The sequence below is a fragment of the Caldovatus sediminis genome (assembly GCF_014644455.1).
GTDB classification, from domain to species: domain Bacteria; phylum Pseudomonadota; class Alphaproteobacteria; order Acetobacterales; family Acetobacteraceae; genus Caldovatus; species Caldovatus sediminis.
This window is the reverse complement of sequence record NZ_BMKS01000001.1, coordinates 72,380-88,523: the sequence shown is the minus strand read 5'-3', so window position 1 is coordinate 88,523 and position 16,144 is coordinate 72,380. Positions and strand designations below refer to the sequence as shown.

12 protein-coding genes and 1 pseudogene are annotated in these 16,144 nt (G+C 74.7%); 8 read left to right on the top strand and 5 right to left on the bottom strand.

Annotated features, from left to right (window positions below; translation table 11 throughout):
- Positions 1-40 precede the first annotated feature (40 nt).
- The 3 genes from IEX99_RS00410 to IEX99_RS00400 form a co-directional block, all read right to left on the bottom strand.
- Positions 41-289 carry a ribbon-helix-helix domain-containing protein gene (locus IEX99_RS00410; RefSeq protein WP_188897324.1) on the bottom strand — a complete coding sequence of 83 codons (249 nt, stop codon included), beginning with the start codon at positions 287-289 and terminating at the stop codon, positions 41-43.
- The gene (locus IEX99_RS00405; RefSeq protein WP_188897321.1) at positions 286-1,701 is read right to left on the bottom strand and encodes a class II fumarate hydratase; all 1,416 of its coding nucleotides are present in this window, start codon (positions 1,699-1,701) and stop codon (positions 286-288) included. The genes IEX99_RS00410 and IEX99_RS00405 overlap by 4 nt, the downstream gene beginning before the upstream one ends.
- A 133-nt stretch (positions 1,702-1,834) precedes the next feature.
- The gene (locus IEX99_RS00400; RefSeq protein ID WP_188897319.1) at positions 1,835-2,158 is read right to left on the bottom strand and encodes an NIPSNAP family protein; all 324 of its coding nucleotides are present in this window, start codon (positions 2,156-2,158) and stop codon (positions 1,835-1,837) included.
- A gap of 1,110 nt (positions 2,159-3,268) precedes the next feature.
- On the opposite strand from IEX99_RS00400, the gene IEX99_RS00395 reads away from it, so the two are divergent.
- Entirely contained in the window at positions 3,269-3,748 is a 480-nt protein-coding gene (locus tag IEX99_RS00395) for an urease accessory protein UreE (RefSeq protein WP_188897317.1), read from the top strand.
- Positions 3,749-3,922: 174 nt separating this feature from the next.
- Here the strand turns inward: IEX99_RS00395 and IEX99_RS00390 are convergent, their stop codons facing one another.
- Positions 3,923-5,599, bottom strand: a complete 1,677-nt coding sequence (locus IEX99_RS00390) for a glycosyltransferase (RefSeq protein WP_188897315.1) — start codon at positions 5,597-5,599, stop codon at positions 3,923-3,925.
- 211 nt (positions 5,600-5,810) lie between these two features.
- Here IEX99_RS00390 and zapE point away from each other — a divergent pair, with 211 nt between their 5' ends.
- Both zapE and IEX99_RS00380 read left to right on the top strand, forming a co-directional pair.
- Complete coding sequence (gene zapE, locus IEX99_RS00385; RefSeq protein ID WP_188897313.1) at positions 5,811-7,007, top strand: cell division protein ZapE; 1,197 nt, start codon at positions 5,811-5,813, stop codon at positions 7,005-7,007.
- A gap of 436 nt (positions 7,008-7,443) precedes the next feature.
- Positions 7,444-7,719, top strand: a complete 276-nt coding sequence (locus IEX99_RS00380) for a hypothetical protein (protein ID WP_188897311.1) — start codon at positions 7,444-7,446, stop codon at positions 7,717-7,719.
- A 42-nt stretch (positions 7,720-7,761) separates the two neighbouring features.
- Here the strand turns inward: IEX99_RS00380 and IEX99_RS00375 are convergent, their stop codons facing one another.
- The gene (locus IEX99_RS00375) at positions 7,762-8,271 is read right to left on the bottom strand and encodes a hypothetical protein (protein ID WP_188897309.1); all 510 of its coding nucleotides are present in this window, start codon (positions 8,269-8,271) and stop codon (positions 7,762-7,764) included.
- A gap of 258 nt (positions 8,272-8,529) precedes the next feature.
- On the opposite strand from IEX99_RS00375, the gene mdh reads away from it, so the two are divergent.
- From mdh to odhB, 5 genes and pseudogenes are all read left to right on the top strand, one after another.
- On the top strand, positions 8,530-9,483 hold the full coding sequence (gene mdh / locus IEX99_RS00370; protein WP_188897307.1) for a malate dehydrogenase: 954 nt from the start codon (positions 8,530-8,532) through the stop codon (positions 9,481-9,483).
- Between the two features lie 90 nt (positions 9,484-9,573).
- A pseudogene (gene sucC / locus IEX99_RS00365) lies at positions 9,574-10,776 on the top strand (ADP-forming succinate--CoA ligase subunit beta); the annotation flags it as partial.
- 4 nt (positions 10,777-10,780) lie between these two features.
- Entirely contained in the window at positions 10,781-11,659 is an 879-nt protein-coding gene (gene sucD, locus IEX99_RS00360; protein WP_188897303.1) for a succinate--CoA ligase subunit alpha, read from the top strand.
- Positions 11,660-11,865: 206 nt separating this feature from the next.
- Positions 11,866-14,733, top strand: a complete 2,868-nt coding sequence (locus tag IEX99_RS00355) for a 2-oxoglutarate dehydrogenase E1 component (RefSeq protein ID WP_188897301.1) — start codon at positions 11,866-11,868, stop codon at positions 14,731-14,733.
- 36 nt (positions 14,734-14,769) lie between these two features.
- Positions 14,770-16,029: a 2-oxoglutarate dehydrogenase complex dihydrolipoyllysine-residue succinyltransferase gene (gene odhB / locus IEX99_RS00350; protein ID WP_188897300.1), complete on the top strand. Its 1,260-nt coding sequence runs from the start codon at positions 14,770-14,772 to the stop codon at positions 16,027-16,029.
- The last annotated feature ends 115 nt before the right edge of the window (positions 16,030-16,144 follow it).

Genomic DNA, 16,144 nt, shown 5'->3' with positions numbered 1-16,144 from the left:
GCGCGAGCCGCGTGGCGTCCGCGCCCGGCGCGGGCCGCGGTCAGCCGCGCGGCGCCGCCGCCTCCCGCAGGGCGAAGACGCGCAGCGCGCTGGCCAGCGGCATGCCGTCGGCGGCCTCCGTCCGGCGCGCGTCCAGCATCGCCACCAGGCCGGCGAGGCTGACGCCGCGCCGCGCCGCGGCCGCCTCCAGCGCCGCCCAGAACTCCGGCTCCAGCGCCACCGAGGTGCGGTGGCCGGCCAGGGTGAAGCTGCGCTTGCGCAGGTGGCGGCCTGCCGTGCCTTCGCTCATCCGCCCCCTTCGAGCGTGGCGCCGGGCGCCACCATGTCCTCGGGGCGCACCCAGCGGTCGAAGTCCTCCGGCGAGACGTGGCCGAGCCGCGCCGCGGCCTCCTTCAGCGTCAGGTCCTCGGCCAGCGCCTTCTTCGCGATCGCGACCGCCTTGTCGTAGCCGATGCGCGGGTTGAGCGCGGTGACCAGCATCAGGGACTTCGCCAGGTTCTCGGCGATCCGCGCGCGGTTCGGCTCCAGCTTGTCCACCATGTTGGCCGCGAAGCTCTCCGCGGCGTCGGCGAGCAGGGTCGCCGACTGCAAGACGGCGTGGATGATCACCGGCTTGAAGACGTTGAGCTCGAGGTGGCCCTGCGCGCCGGCCACCGTGACGGTGACGGTGTTCCCCATCACCTGCGCGCAGACCATGGTCAGCGCCTCCGCCTGCGTCGGGTTGGTCTTGCCCGGCATGATCGAGGAGGAGAGGCCGTCGGCCGGGATCACCAGCTCGCCGATGCCGCAGCGCGGGCCGGAGCCGAGCAGGCGGATGTCGTTGGCGACCTTGTTGAGCGAGACGGCGATCACGTTCATCGCCCCGTGCAGCTCGACGAAGACGTCGTGCGCGGCCATGCCCTCGGACTTGTCGGGGCTGGGCGCGAAGGCGAGGCCGGTGCGCCCGGCGACGATCTCGCAGAAGACGCGGTCGAAGTCGGGGTGGCGGTTGAGGCCGGTGCCGACCGCGGTGCCGCCCTGGGGCAGCAGCAGCAGGCGCGGCATCGCGTCGCGCAGCCGCGCCATGCCGAGCTCGACCTGGCGCGCCCAGGTGCCGAATTCCTGGCCGAGCGTGACCGGCACCGCGTCCATCAGGTGCGTCCGCCCGACCTTGACGATGCCGGCCCACTCCTCGGAGCGCCGCCACAGCGCGGCGTGCAGCCGGCCGAGGGCGGGCAGCAGCCGCCCCTCCACCACCTCCGCCGCGGCCATGTGCATCATGGTGGGGAAGTTGTCGTTGGAGGACTGGCCGCGGTTGACGTGGTCGTTCGGGTGCACCGGCTCGCGCGCGCCGAGCGGGCGGCCGAGGATCTCGTTGGCGCGGTTGGCGATCACCTCGTTGGCGTTCATGTTGGTCTGGGTGCCGGAGCCGGTCTGCCAGACCGGCAGCGGGAAGTCCTCGTCGCGCCTCCCCTCGGCGATCTCGAGCGCGGCCTGCTTGATCGCCTCGGCGATGGCGTCGGGAAGCTGGCCGAGGCGGCGGTTCGCCTCGGCGCAGGCCCATTTGTGCAGGCCGACGGCGCGGATCAGCGCGGCGGGGAAGCGCTCGGAGCCGATGCGGAACAGGCGGCGCGCCCGCTCGGTCTGCGGGCCCCAGTAGCGCTCGGCGGGGATCTCGATGCTGCCGAGGGAATCGGTCTCGGTGCGGGTCGGCTCGGCCATGCTCCTGCCCTCCTGGTCTCGCGCGGATGGGAACGCGGGTCGGCCGATGCGGGTGCCGGTCCCGAGCGGATTCCCGTCCGGCCCGGCGCGGCGGGCGGGGGCGGGTCCGCCGCCCGTTCCCGCCCCGCGCCGGTCAGTCCTGCCACTTCACCTCGAGGAAGGGCGCGGGCAGCAGCAGCTTGTTCTCCTGCCTGAGGATCAGCGGCCGCACCTTGGCGACGTAGGCCTGCCAGCGCGTGTCCGCCTGCAGCCGCGCCCGCCGCTCCGCGCGCTCGGCGAGGTCCTCGTAGGCCCACATGTGGATCACCTGGTTCAGCGTGCCGAACTCGGTCTGGTAGTAGCCGACCATGCGCCCGAGGATCGGCTTCTGGATCGCCATCCCCTCGGCCTCGTAGGCCTTGAGGTAGGCCCCCGCCTGGCCCGGATGCAGGGTGTAGATGCGTTCCTCGACGATCATGGCGCGCGCTCCCTCCCGATGCCCGCGCGCCGAGGCTAGTTCGGCTTGACCGCGCGCGCCACCGCCGACCGCGCCTCCCGCGGCGCGAGGGGGCACGCGCGCGCCGGGGCGTGTCGGCCGCGGCGCGATGCCGCGCGGCTTGCCGCCGGGTGTGGGGCCGGCCACGCGGAGCGGGTCGGCGACGGGCACTCCTGTCGGCGCCCCCCGTGCGCGCCGCGTCCCGGCGGGCGGCCCGCTCAGCCGGCGACCGGCACCAGCCGCGTGATGCGGCTCGGGTTCGTCTCCGCGAGGTAGAGCGCGCCCGAGGCGGCGTCGCGCCATACCGCGGGCGCCGTTCAGCACCGGGCGGCAGCGCCCTAGCAGCGCGCCCTCCGCCGAGAGCCAGGGCAGCCGCGGCGTCTGGTCGGTGACGCAGAGCGTGCCGTCCGGCCCGCCATGCGCCGCCATCGGCTTGTGGTGCCCGTCCGCCACCGCGCCGGCGCCCCAGGCGCGGAGGAGGCGCCCGTCCGGGGCGAGCACGACCACCGCGGATTGGCGGCGCCCGCCGTGTGGCCGTCGGAGCGGATCAGCACGAGGACGTTGCCCGCGGCGTCGCAGGCGGCGTCGGTCACGACGCTGCCCGGCGTGGCGGGCAGCGCGCCCCAGGGCCGCTCGATGCCGTAGCGGGCGGACCCCAGCCTGACGAACAGCGGCTCCGGCGGCATCGCCCTCCTCGGTTCCCCGGTCCGCCCGATGCTGCGCGGCGCGACGGCGTGGCGCAACGGCCTGCCGGCGCATGCTCCGGTCCTGCGACGGGCGCCGCTCGCTTGATCCGTGCCGCGCCGGCACCATACCTTCCTGCCATGGCGCAGCGCATGACCCGGGCTGGATGCGGCCGCCGGGCCGAGGCCGCCGCAAGGCCTGCGGCGCCGGCGCGGGAGCCGATCGCGGCGAGGATGCCGGGGATCGCGGCACGCGTCGCGGGCGGGGCGCGTGATGCCGGCGCCCGCGCCCGCCGCGGTCCGACGCACCGCCGTCGCGGCGGCGGGACCGCGCGGCGTCGGTCCGGCCTCGCCGCGGCTGTCGGGCATTCCTGCGCCGGCCTGCCGGCCTGACGGGGAAGGTGCCGCGGTGGTCGAGGCCCTGCTGCCCCGCGCGACCAGTCTCCACCGCGCCGGCGCCTGGCAGGAGGATGCGGCGCGCGACGCCGTCGTCCTGTCCTACGCCGACCGGTCGCGCCTCGGGCGCCGCCGCTGCCTCGGCGAGGGCGGCCTCGCCTTCGTGCTCGACCTGCCGGGCGCCCCCGTGCTGCACGACGGCGACGGGCTGGAGCTCGAGGACGGCAGCCTCGTCCTCGTCCGCGCGGCGGACGAGCCGCTGGTCGAGGTGGCGGCGGCGACGCCCGATCAGCTCGCCCGCATCGCCTGGCATCTCGGCAGCCGGCGCCTGCCCTGCGAGATCGGCGGCGGGCGCCTGCGCATCCGCGACGAGCCGGACGGCCTGCGCGTGCTGGAGCGCCTCGGCGCGAGGTTCGCGCGGGTGCGGGCGCCGTTCGATCCCGACGGCGGCGCGGGCCCGATGCGCGACCCGGACCGCGGCCGGAGCGCCTGAGCGCGGCGCCGCCTCGCGGGTGGCCCGTGCCCGGCTCGTGGCCGCGGCGGCCGATGTGCCTCGTCGGCCGCCGCCCGGACGCCGGCGCGAACCCGCGGCTTGCCCGGCTTCGCCGCAAGGGCGGCGGGCCGCATTCGCGGCCTCGGCACCGCTCGGTCACCGCTGCCGCCGCCGTCACTCCGCCACCCGCACCAGGTCGAGCTTCGCCAGCCAGGCGAGACCGCGCGCGAGCCGCTGGCGCCGCCCCGGCGGCACCAGACCGGTCAGCGTCTCCAGGCTCGCCGGGCCGTCCGCGGCCAGGCGGTCGAGCACCGCCTCCATCTCCGCCGCCGAGGGCAGCAGCGCCCCGCGCACCACCGCGCCCGGCACGGCGCCGAGCGCCTGCAGCGTCTCGCGCGAGACGCCGGGGGCGGGCGCGAAGCGCATCGCTGCCGCGAGGCGGCGCGTCGGATAGGCCGCGAACGCGGCGAAGGGATTGGGCCGCAGCGGCACGCGCTCGCGCCCGGCGACAGGGGGCGCGCGCTCGCTGCCCGCCGAGGCGGCGCCCTGCCGCAGCCGGGCCAGCTCGTCCCACAGCGCGCGGTACTGGCCGATCACGACGCGCCAATCGTAGGCCGCGCGGGCGCGGGCGCGCGCCGCCTCGGCCATGGCGCGGCGCCGCTCCGGCTCGGCGATCAGCGTGCGATAGGCGGCCTCGGCCGCGGCCACGTCCACCGCGACGAACTGGCCGACCCCGGCGGCGTAGTCGGCGTAACTGTCGGCCCAGACCGCGTAGCGCGAGGCGAGGTCGCCGCCCGCCGTCGCCATCAGGGTCGGGATGCGGAAGCCCTGCACGCCGTCCTCGACCGTGTCGCGGAACCCGTCCCAGTCGCTGACCACCACGGGAAGCCCCGCCGCCATCGCCTCCACCGGCGCCAGGCCGAAGGTCTCCTGGATGTTGTCCACGAGCAGGGTGAAGAAGTCCGCGGCGGCCCAGATCCCGCGCCGCACCTCCGGCGCGCGGCCGTCGAGGACGTGCACCGTCACCTCCGGGCAGAGCGTCGCCGGCGGCTCGCGGAAGGCGCGCTCGGCCGCCGGGCCGTCGAACCAGCCGGCGAGGATCAGGTGCACCCGCCGTCCCGGCGCGGCCGCCGCCCGCGCGGCGCGGCCGAGGGCGAGATACATCGGCAGCGGGTTGACCTTGGTGGCGTGCGACAGCCGCCCGAGCATCAGCGCCGCCACGTCGCCCTCGGCGATGCCGAGGCGGCCGCGCCAGCCGGCCCGCGCCGCTTCCGGCAGGGCCAGCGCCTCGCTGTCCACGCCGAGCGGGATGACCGGGAGCTGCGGCCCCTCGATCCGCCGCGCGCCGAGGCGGTCCCGCAGGTAGAGGGCGTGCTCCTGCAGCAGCCGCGCCACCATGTCGCGCACCGCGCGCGAGGTGCAGACCAGTGCGTCCCAGGGCTGGGTCGGCGAGACCAGCAGGTCGCCGATCGAGTCCATGGTGCGGTCGGTGCAGGTGGTGTGGGTCACGCCGCAGAGCGAATACGCATCCTGCCGGTGGCGCCGGCGCTGCCAGGCGTATTGCGGCAGGCCCGGACCGGGCAGGAACAGGCTGCCCATGCCCGCGATGCGGTGGGGCTCGTCGTGCGGCACCCAGTCGGCGGGGACGGTGGCGCCCATCCGCGCGACCTGGTGGCGGAACCGCTCGCCGTGCTCGGGGAGGCGCACCACGGCGCGCAGGCGGTCGAAGCCGGAGTGGCGCACGAAGGCGCGCAGGAATTCCTCGCCGGCGACGCGGCGCCCGATGATCGGCGCGGCGGTCGTGTCGTAGCCGTCGGGGTCGTAGAAGATGGCGGCGTTGGGCGTCGTCATGCGCGCCTCGCGCCGGCCTCGGGGGCTGGGATCATCGTCCTTCCCTGCGGCGGGCGCGGGCTCGGCGCCCCGGGATGCCTGCAGGCAAGGCTGCGTGCGCGCCCGCGGCGTGTCAAACGCGCGGGCGATCGGCGCGGCGGGCCGCGCCCGGCCGGCGCGCATGCCGGGGCGGTTTACCGTCCCCGGAGGCCGGGCTATCCCGCCGCCCGCCATGCATGCCCCCGTGGCCCCGCCCTCGCCCGCATCCCATCCCGCCGCCACTGGCCCGCTGCCCGCCTACCGGGCGCGCGTCGCGGCCGGCCAGCTCCTGCCCGATCCGGCGCAGGAGCTGGCCGCGGAGACGCTGCAGGACCTCTGGCGCCGCCTGCGCGGCTACGACCCGCCGCCGCTCGCGCAGGACGAGAACGGCGGCGCGCCCGGCTTCCTCGCCCGCCTGTTCCGCCGCCGGCCGCCCGAGGAGGGCGTGGAGAACGGCGCCGCGCCGCAGGGACTCTACCTCGTCGGCGAGGTCGGGCGCGGCAAGTCCATGCTGATGGACCTCTTCTTCGCCTGCGCCGAGGTGCCGCGGAAGAGGCGGCTGCACTTCCACCAGTTCATGCAGCAGGCGCACCGGCGCATCCACGCCTGGAAGCAGGAGCACGGCAACGCCGCGGACCCGATCCCGCCGCTCGCCGACTCGATCGCCGCCGAGGCGGCGCTGCTCTGCTTCGACGAGTTCCAGGTCCACGACATCGCCGACGCGATGATCCTGGGGCGGCTGTTCGAGGCGCTGTTCGCCCGCGGCGTGGTGGTGGTCGCCACCTCCAACACCGCGCCCGACGACCTGTTCAGGGGCAAGCCGGGGCGCGACGCCTTCCTGCCCTTCATCGCGCTGATCAAGCGCCGGCTCGAGGTGCTGCACCTCGACGCCGCGCGCGACTACCGGCGCGACCGCATCCGCGGCCTGCCGACCTGGCACGTCCCCGCCGATGCGCGGGCGGAGCGCGCGCTCGACGCCGCCTTCGCCGAGCTGACCGGCCAGGCCCACGGCGCGCCGGAGCATCTCGCCCTGCTCGGGCGGCGCCTCGAGGTGCCGCAGGCGGCGCGCGGCGTGGCGCGCTTCGACTTCGAGGCGCTGTGCGGCCGCCCGCTCGGCCCGGCGGATTACCTCGCCCTCGCCACACACTACCACACGCTGGTGCTGGATGCGGTGCCGCGGCTGGGCCCGGAGAACTACGACAAGGCGCGGCGCTTCATCACCCTGGTGGATGCGCTCTACGAGCACCGCTGCAAGCTGATCGCCTCGGCCGACGCGATGCCGGACGAGCTCTACGCGCGCGGCGAGAACGCGGCGATGTTCGCGCGCACGGCGAGCCGGCTGATCGAGATGCAGAGCCAGGACTACCTGGCGCTTCCGCATCTGACCTGACCGCGCCGGGGCGGATCCCGCGCGAAAGGATATTGCCGGCGGCCCGCCTGCTGGTGCAATGAAGCGCTCCCGGCGCCGTGAGCGGCGCGAATCGGATTCATGGCGAGGGTTCGGCGTGCGCGCATTGTGCTTCCTGATGATGGCCCTGCTGCTGACCGTCGCGCCCGGGGCGGAAGCGGCGCAGCGCGGCGATCCGGCCGGACGCGCCTCGGTCGGCCAGCCCGCCGCCGGCCGATCCGCGACGGCGCCGGCGGCGGTCCGGTCCGGAGCCGCCCCCCGCGCCGCGGCCGCGAGCCGCTCCGGCTCCGGCCGGGCCGTGGCCGGTCGGGGGGGAGCGCCACGTGCCGGCGCGGCCCGTCCCGCCGCCAGGGGCGGGCAGCGGCTCGCGCCGGGCGGGCGCAGCGGGCGGGCGGCGGTGGAGGATCGGCCCGGCGGGGTGGTCCAGGGCCGAACCAGCGCCGCGGCCGGCCGCGGCGTCGCCGCGCTCGACTCGCGCTACGCCTCGGCGCAGCAGCTCTGTCCGCGCGGCGGCAAGCCGGCGCGGGGCGGCCGTTGCCGCGGCGCCGGGGCCGGCGAAGCCGGCGGCGGGCGCGGACTGCACTGGCAGGCGGGGCTTCCGCCCGCCGATCTCTCGCAGCGCGCATGCCCGGACGGCACGCTCGCCACCCTGGCGCGGGGCCACGACGACGTGGTGCGCTGCGTTCCGCTCTGAGGGCAGGCGGCGGGCCTGGCGCGCGGCTGCCGCCGCCCGGCGTCAGTCGGCGATGCCGAGGCGGGTCCGCGCGGCGCGCATGTCCTCCTCGTAGTAGCGGCGCGTCGCGCATTCGGCGTTGAAGCCCTGGACCCGGACGCCGTATTGGGCGACCGCCTCCATGTAGCTCCGCCGCAGGGAGTAGGCGGTTTCGAGTTTCGCCTGGTGCTCGGCCTCGGCCTGCGCGGGCGGGACCGCCGGCGCCTGGGCGCCGCCGCGCCGCTGCCCCGCGCCGCGCTGTGCCGCGGCGCCCCGGCGGGGAGCCTGCAGCTCCGCCTCCAACTGGTCGAGCTGCCTTTCGTCCTGCTGCAGCTTCTCCCGCGCGGCGCTCAGCGCCTGCCAGCGCTGCAGGCAGGCCTCCACCTGCTGCGGGGTGAGGACTCCCGGGCCGTACGCGCCCTTCTCGGGCAGGCCGGCGCCCGGCACACCGAACCGGTAGTGCGTGCCCTGGGCGACCGCCCCCCTGGCGGGAACCAGAAGGGCGAGGCCGAGGGCCGCGCCGGCAACCGCCATGGCCGCCGCTGCGCGGCGCCCTGTCCCCCCGGGGCGCGGCGAAACAATACAAGACACTTCAGAACAATACGGCAACTTCCGGCATTCGGCAATCGTTGCCGCCCGCACCCGACTCGCCCGGGCGGCTCGCAGCCGAGACCGCGGACCCGGCACGGCGCCGCCGCGGCCTGGCCGACCCCTCGCCTTGCCGGGCCCGGCGGGGCGGTGTAGGGAGCCGCCCGACCGCGAAACCCGTTCCGCACCTGCGAAGAGAGCGACATGGCCCGCAACAAGATCGCCCTGATCGGCGCCGGCAACATCGGCGGCACCCTCGCCCACCTGATCGGGCTCAAGGAGCTGGGCGACGTCGTGCTGTTCGACATCTTCGGCGGCGTCGCCGCGGGCAAGGCGCTCGACATCATGCAGTCCGGCCCGGTGGACGGCTTCGACGCCAACATGGTCGGCACCTCCGACTACGCTGCGATCGCGGGCAGCGACGTGGTGATCGTCACCGCCGGCTTCCCGCGCACCCCGGGCATGAGCCGCGACGACCTGATCGGCAAGAACGCCGGCGTCATCGCCCAGGTCGCCGAGGGCATCCGCACCCACTGCCCGGACGCCTTCGTCATCGTCATCACCAACCCGCTCGACGCGATGGTCTGGGTGATGCGCGAGAAGTCCGGCCTGCCGCACCACAAGGTGGTCGGCATGGCGGGGGTGCTCGACTCCGCCCGCTTCCGCCTGTTCCTCGCGCAGGAGTTCAACGTCTCGGTCGAGGACGTGACCGCCTTCGTGCTCGGCGGCCACGGCGACACCATGGTGCCGCTCACCCGCTACTCGACGGTCGCCGGCATCCCGGTGCCGGACCTCGTGAAGATGGGCTGGACGACGCAGGCGAAGGTGGACGCCATCGTGCAGCGCACCGCGAACGGCGGCGGCGAGATCGTCAAGCTGCTGGAGAAGGGGAGCGCCTTCTACGCCCCGGCGGCCTCCGCCATCGCCATGGCCGAGAGCTACCTCAAGGACAAGAAGCGGGTCCTGCCCTGCGCCGCCTGGCTCACCGGCCAGTACGGCATCAGGGACCTCTATGTCGGCGTGCCGGTGGTGATCGGCGCCGGCGGCGTGGAGCGGATCGTCGAGATCCGGCTCGACGCCGCGGAGAAGGCCGCGTTCGAGAAGTCCTGCGCCGCGGTGCGCGAGCTGGTCGAGGCGGCGAAGCGGCTCGTCGGCTAAGGTCCGGCCGGCCGGGCGGGCGCCCGCGGTGCCCCACGCCGCGCGGCGTCCGGGGGCGGCTGGCCGGAACCGGCGCGGGCGGCAGGGGACGGGCGGATGAACATCCACGAATACCAGGCGAAGGAGCTGCTGCGGCGCTACGGCGTCGCGGTGCTCGACGGCGGCGTGGCGACGACGCCGGAGGAGGCGCAGGCCATCGCCCGGACGCTCCCCGGGCCGGTCTGCGCCGTGAAGGCGCAGATCCACGCCGGCGGCCGCGGCGCCGGGCATTTCGCCGACGACCCCTCGGGCAAGGGCGGCGTGCGGATCGCGCGCTCGGCCGAGGAGGCGCGCGCCCACGCCGCGGCGATGCTCGGCCACACGCTGGTGACGAAGCAGACCGGGCCGGCGGGCAAGGTCGTCCACCGGGTCTATGTCGAGGCCGGCTGCGACATCGCGCGCGAGCTCTACCTCTCCCTCCTGGTGGACCGCGCGAGCGGCCGCGTGGCCATCGTCGCCTCGGCCGAGGGCGGGATGGACATCGAGGAGGTGGCGGAGAAGCACCCGGAGAGGATCCTGCGGGTCGCGGTGGACCCGGCCTCCGGCTTCTCCCCCTTCCACGCGCGCAGGCTGGCCTTCGGCCTGCGCCTCGCGGGCGCGCAGGTCGGCGTCTTCACGGCGTTCGTCAGCGCCCTCCACCGCGCCTTCGTCGAGCTCGACTGCTCGATCATCGAGATCAACCCCCTGGTCGTGACCGGGGCGGGCGAGGTGGTGGCGCTCGACGCCAAGGTGGCCTTCGACGACAACGCGCTGTTCCGCCACAGGGACCTCGAGGCGCTGCGCGACGAGACCGAGATGGACCCGAAGGAGGTCGAGGCGCTGCGCCACGACCTCAACTACGTCGCGCTCGACGGCGAGATCGGCTGCATGGTCAACGGCGCCGGGCTCGCCATGGCGACGATGGACATCATCAAGCTCTACGGCTCGGCGCCGGCCAACTTCCTCGACGTCGGCGGCAGCGCGACGCGCGAGCGGGTGACGGCGGCGTTCCGCATCATCACCTCCGACCCGAAGGTGAGGGCGATCCTGGTCAACATCTTCGGCGGCATCGCCAAGTGCGACCTGATCGCCGAGGGGATCGTCGCCGCGGCGAAGGAGCTGACGCTCACGGTGCCGCTGGTGGTGCGGCTGGAGGGGACCAACGTCGCCCAGGGCAGGCGCATCCTGGCGGAGAGCGGGCTCAAGATCATCCCCGCCGACAACCTGGCCGACGCCGCCGAGAAGGTGGTCCGCGCCGTGAGGGAGGCCGCGTAGCGCCATGGCGATCCTGGTGGATGCGGACACCAAGGTAATGACCCAGGGCTTCACCGGGGCCCAGGGCACCTTCCACGCCGAGCAGGGCATCGCCTACGGCAGCAGGTACGTCGGCGGCGTGACGCCGGGGAAGGGCGGGACGACCCACATCGGCCTCCCCGTGTTCGACACGGTGGCGGAGTGCCGCGCGGCGACCGGCGCCGACGCCTCCGTGATCTACGTCCCCGCCCCCTTCGCCGCGGACGCGATCCTCGAGGCGATCGACGCCGAGGTGCCGCTGATCGTCTGCATCACCGAGGGCATCCCGGTGCTCGACATGGTGCGGGTGAAGCGGGCGCTCTGCGGGTCGAAGTCGCGGCTGATCGGGCCGAACTGCCCCGGGGTGATCACGCCGGAGGCGTGCAAGATCGGCATCATGCCGGGGCACATCCACCGGCGCGGCTCGGTCGGCATCGTCAGCCGCTCCGGCACCCTGACCTACGAGGCGGTGGCGCAGACCACGGCGGCGGGCCTCGGCCAGAGCACCTGCGTCGGCATCGGCGGCGATCCGGTGAAGGGCATGGACTTCGTCGAGGTGCTGGAGATGTTCCTCGCCGACGACGAGACCCGGTCCATCATCCTGATCGGCGAGATCGGCGGGCAGAGCGAGATCGAGGCGGCGGAATTCCTGAGGCGCGAGAACCGGGGCCGCAAGCCGGTGGTCGGCTTCATCGCCGGCGCCACCGCGCCCCCCGGGCGGCGGATGGGCCATGCGGGGGCGGTGATCTCCGGCGGCAGGGACACGGCGGCGGCGAAGATGGAGGCGATGCGCGCCGCCGGCATCCACGTGGCGGAGAGCCCGGCGGCGCTCGGCTCGACCATGGTGAAGGCGCTGAAGGGCTAGGCCGGCGCCGGTCCGGGTCCGCGCCGGGACAGGTCCGGCGGGGGGAACCTGCCGCAGTTCCGCCCCCCACCCTATGTATGCGTCCCCGGGGCGCCGCCGCAGGACGCGGGCGGCGCCTCCCCTTTGTCGCGCACCATCGGTGCGCGCCTGGATCGGAACCGCACCGGCGGGCGGCCGGGCCCGGCCCGCCGGCGAGGAGGAGAACGATGGCCGGAGTGGACATCCTCGCGAGCGCGATGACGGGGGCGAACGCCGCCTTCCTCGCCGACCTCTACGCCCGCTGGGTGGAGAACCCCGACAGCGTGGACCCCTCCTTCGCGGCGCTGTTCGAGGCGCTGAACGACGACGCCCGCGCGATCCTGACCGACGCGATGGGCGCCTCCTGGGCGCCGCGCCCGCGCGGCGGCTTCGCGCCGGAGCCGGAGGCGCCGGTGGCCCGCAAGGCCGCCGCGCCGGAGGAGGCGGTCGAGGCGCAGCGCCAGGCGGTGGTGGATTCGATCCGCGCCCTGATGCTGATCCGCAGCTACCGCGTGCGCGGGCACCTGGAGGCGCGGCTCGACCCGCTCGGCCTGCAGCAGCCGAAGCCGCATCCGGAGCTCGACCCCGCGACCTACGGCTTCACCGAGGCCGACTACGACCGCCCGATCTACATCGACGGCGTGCTCGGGCGCGAGACCGCCACCCTGCGCGAGATCATGGCGATCCTGCGCGCGAGCTACTGCGGCCCGATCGGCGTCGAGTTCATGCACATCCAGGACCCGGAGCAGAAGTCCTGGATCCAGCAGCGCATCGAGGGCGCGCCCTGGACCCGCGCCTTCGACGCCGCGGCCAAGCGCGGGATCCTGCAGCACCTGACCGAGGCCGAGGGCTTCGAGGCGTTCTGCGCGCGCAAGTACGCCACCACCAAGCGCTTCGGCCTGGAGGGCGGCGAGAGCACCATCCCCGCGCTCGAGGAGGTGATCGCGCAGGCGGCGCGCGACGGGGTGAGCGAGATCGCCATCGGCATGGCGCACCGCGGCCGGCTCAACGTGCTGGTCAACGTGGTGAGGAAGCCCTTCGCCCAGGTCTTCTCCGAGTTCGCCGGCGTCAGCACCAACCCGGACGACGTGCAGGGCTCGGGCGACGTGAAGTACCACCTCGGCACCTCGACCGACATCGAGATCGAGGGGCGCAAGGTGCACCTCTCGCTGCAGCCCAACCCCTCGCACCTCGAGGCGGTGGACCCGGTGGTGGTGGGCAAGGTGCGCGCGCGGCAGGACATGGCGGGCGACACGCGGACGCGCCGCTCCGTCATGGCGGTCCTGCTGCACGGCGACGCGGCCTTCGCCGGCCAGGGCGTGGTGTACGAGACGCTGGCGATGAGCCAGCTCATCGGCTACCGCACCGGCGGGACGGTGCACATCGTCACCAACAACCAGATCGGCTTCACCACCGTCCCCGCCCACGCCTATTCCGGCCTCTACTCCACCGACGTCGCGAAGAGCGTGCAGGCGCCGATCCTGCACGTGAACGGCGACGACCCGGAGGCGGTGGTGTTCTGCGCCCGCCTCGCCGCCGAGTTCCGGCACAGATTCGCCACCGACGTCGTGCTCGACATCGTCTGCTACCGCCGCCACGGCCACAACGAGAGCGACGAGCCGGCCTTCACCCAGCCGATCATGTACGCCCGCATCCGCGAGATGCCGACCACCCGCACGCTCTACGCCGAGCGCCTGGCGCGCGAGGGCGTGGTGCCGGCGGAGGAGTCGCAGGCGATGCTCGACGCCTTCACCGCCGAGCTGGAGCGGGCCTACCAGGCGGCGCAGGGCTTCAAGCCGAACAAGGCCGACTGGCTGGAGGGCCACTGGACCGGCCTCAAGGCGGTGGGCTCCGCCGAGGAGGTGGAGCGGCTGCACGGCACCGCGGTGGACCTCGCCGCCCTGCGCGAGGTGGGCGCGGCGCTGACCCGCGTGCCGGAGGGCTTCAACGTCAACCCGAAGATCGCCCGCCAGCTCGAGGCCAAGCGCGCCGCCATCGAGGCGGGGGAGGGGATAGACTGGGCGACCGCCGAGGCGCTCGCCTTCGGCACGCTGCTGTTGGAGGGGCACCGCGTGCGCCTCTCCGGCGAGGACGTGCAGCGCGGCACCTTCAGCCAGCGCCACGCCGTGCTGATCGACCAGGTGACGCAGGCCGAATACGTGCCGCTCAACAACATCCGCGAGGGGCAGAAGCGGTTCGAGTGCTTCAACTCGCTGCTGTCGGAGTTCGGCGTGCTCGGCTTCGAGTACGGCTACTCGCTCGCCGACCCGCACACGCTGGTGCTGTGGGAGGCGCAGTTCGGCGACTTCGCCAACGGCGCGCAGGTCATCATAGACCAGTTCGTCGCCAGCGCCGAGACGAAGTGGCTGCGCATGTCGGGCCTCGTCATGCTGCTGCCGCACGGCTACGAGGGGCAGGGGCCGGAGCACTCCTCGGCGCGGCTCGAGCGCTACCTGCAGCTCTGCGCCGAGCGCAACATGCGGGTGTGCAACTTCAGCACGCCGGCCAACTACTTCCACGGCCTGCGCCGCCAGCTCAAGGCCAACTACCGCAAGCCGCTGGTGCTGATGACGCCGAAGTCGCTGCTGCGGCACAAGCTCGCGGTCTCCTCGCTGGCGGAGTTCGGGCCCGGCAGCGCCTTCCGCTACGTCATCCCGGAGACCGACGCGCTGGTGCCGGAGGAGCAGGTGCGGCGCGTCGTGCTCTGCACCGGCAAGGTCTACTACGACCTGCTCGCGGAGCGGCGGGAGAGGGGCATCCGGGACGTGGCGCTGATCCGGGTGGAGCAGCTCTACCCCTTCCCGGTGAACAGCCTGCGCGCCGCGCTTGCGCCCTACCGCAACGCGGAGGTGGTGTGGTGCCAGGAGGAGCCGGAGAACATGGGCGCCTGGACCTACATGGACCGGCGGCTCGAGCGCGTGCTGCAGACGCTCGACGGCACGGCGAAGCGGCCCCGCTATGTCGGGCGCGAGGAGGCGGCGAGCCCGGCGACCGGCCTCGCCAAGGTCCACCAGGAGCAGCAGCAGGCGCTGGTGCGCGAGGCGCTCGGCCTCTAGGCGACGCCGGCATCGGGACGAAGAGAGACGCAGACCATGGCGACCGAGATCGTGGTGCCCCCCCTGGGCGAGAGCGTGGCCAGCGCCACCGTGGCGCGCTGGATCAAGAAGGCCGGCGAGGCCGTGGCGGCCGACGAGCCGGTGGTGGAGCTCGAGACCGACAAGGTGACGGTGGAGGTGAACGCCCCCGCGGCCGGTACGCTCGAGGCGATCATGGTGGAGGAGGGCGCGGAGGTGGCGCCGGGCGCGGTGCTCGGCACCATCGCGGGGGGCGCGGCGCCGGCGAGGCCTGCCGCCGCGCCCCCCGCCGCCGCCCCGCCCGCCCCGCCGGCCGCGCCCGCGCCGGCGCGGCCGCAGGTGGAGATTCCGCGCGTGCCGGCCGGCCCGGTCGCGCGGCCCGGCGAGCATGCGCCGCTCCCCGCCGCGGCCAGGCTGATGGCGGAGGCCCGCGTCACCTCCGAGCAGATCGGCGCCGGCACCGGCAAGGGCGGGCGCATCACCAAGGGCGACGTGCTCGCCTACCTGCAGCGCGCCGCGGCGCCCGCCGCGCCGCAGGCGCCCGCCCCCGCCGCGAAGCCGGCGCCGCGCCCGCTCGAGGAGGGCGAGGAGCGCGTGCGCATGACGCGCCTGCGCCAGACCATCGCGCGCCGCCTGAAGGAGGCACAGAACACCGCCGCGATGCTCACCACCTTCAACGAGGCGGACATGTCGGCGGTGATGGCGCTGCGCAGCGAGTACCGCGAGGCGTTCGAGAAGCGCCACGGCGTGCGGCTCGGCTTCATGTCCTTCTTCGTCAAGGCCTGCGTCGCCGCGCTGAAGGAGTTCCCCGCCGTCAACGCCGAGATCGAGGGCGAGGACATCATCTACAAGAACTTCGTGCACATGGGCATCGCCGTGGGCGGCCCCGCGGGCCTGGTCGTGCCGGTGCTGCGCCACGCCGACCGCATGGGCTTCGCCGAGATCGAGAAGCGCATCGCCGACTTCGGCCGGCGCGCGCGCGACGGCGCGCTGAAGCTGGAGGAGCTCTCCGGCGGCACCTTCACCATCACCAACGGCGGCATCTACGGCAGCCTGCTCAGCACCCCGATCCTCAACCCGCCGCAGTCGGGCATCCTCGGCATGCACAAGATCGAGGACCGGCCGGTGGTGGTGGGCGGCAAGATCGAGGTGCGGCCGATGATGTATCTCGCCCTCAGCTACGACCACCGCATCGTGGACGGCAAGGAGGCGGTGAGCTTCCTCGTGCGGGTGAAGGAGGCGGTCGAGGACCCGCGGCGGCTGATGCTCGATCTGTGATCCGGGCCGGGCGATGGCGGAGCGGCGGCGTCCTCGGGTCCTGACCTGGGACACGGGGCAGCGCCTGTCCGCGGCCGGGTTCGCGGCGGCATCGCAAAAGGTCCGGCTGACGGTG

Bases quoted from the DNA above. Each gene is read 5' to 3' on its own strand.
- IEX99_RS00410 (WP_188897324.1), bottom strand. From the start codon at position 289: ATGAGCGAAGGCACGGCAGGCCGCCACCTGCGCAAGCGCAGCTTCACC.
- IEX99_RS00405 (WP_188897321.1), bottom strand. From the start codon at position 1,701: ATGGCCGAGCCGACCCGCACCGAGACCGATTCCCTCGGCAGCATCGAG.
- IEX99_RS00400 (WP_188897319.1), bottom strand. From the start codon at position 2,158: ATGATCGTCGAGGAACGCATCTACACCCTGCATCCGGGCCAGGCGGGG.
- IEX99_RS00390 (WP_188897315.1), bottom strand. From the start codon at position 5,599: ATGACGACGCCCAACGCCGCCATCTTCTACGACCCCGACGGCTACGAC.
- zapE (WP_188897313.1), top strand. From the start codon at position 5,811: ATGCATGCCCCCGTGGCCCCGCCCTCGCCCGCATCCCATCCCGCCGCC.
- IEX99_RS00375 (WP_188897309.1), bottom strand. From the start codon at position 8,271: ATGGCGGTTGCCGGCGCGGCCCTCGGCCTCGCCCTTCTGGTTCCCGCC.
- mdh (WP_188897307.1), top strand. From the start codon at position 8,530: ATGGCCCGCAACAAGATCGCCCTGATCGGCGCCGGCAACATCGGCGGC.
- sucD (WP_188897303.1), top strand. From the start codon at position 10,781: ATGGCGATCCTGGTGGATGCGGACACCAAGGTAATGACCCAGGGCTTC.
- IEX99_RS00355 (WP_188897301.1), top strand. From the start codon at position 11,866: ATGGCCGGAGTGGACATCCTCGCGAGCGCGATGACGGGGGCGAACGCC.
- odhB (WP_188897300.1), top strand. From the start codon at position 14,770: ATGGCGACCGAGATCGTGGTGCCCCCCCTGGGCGAGAGCGTGGCCAGC.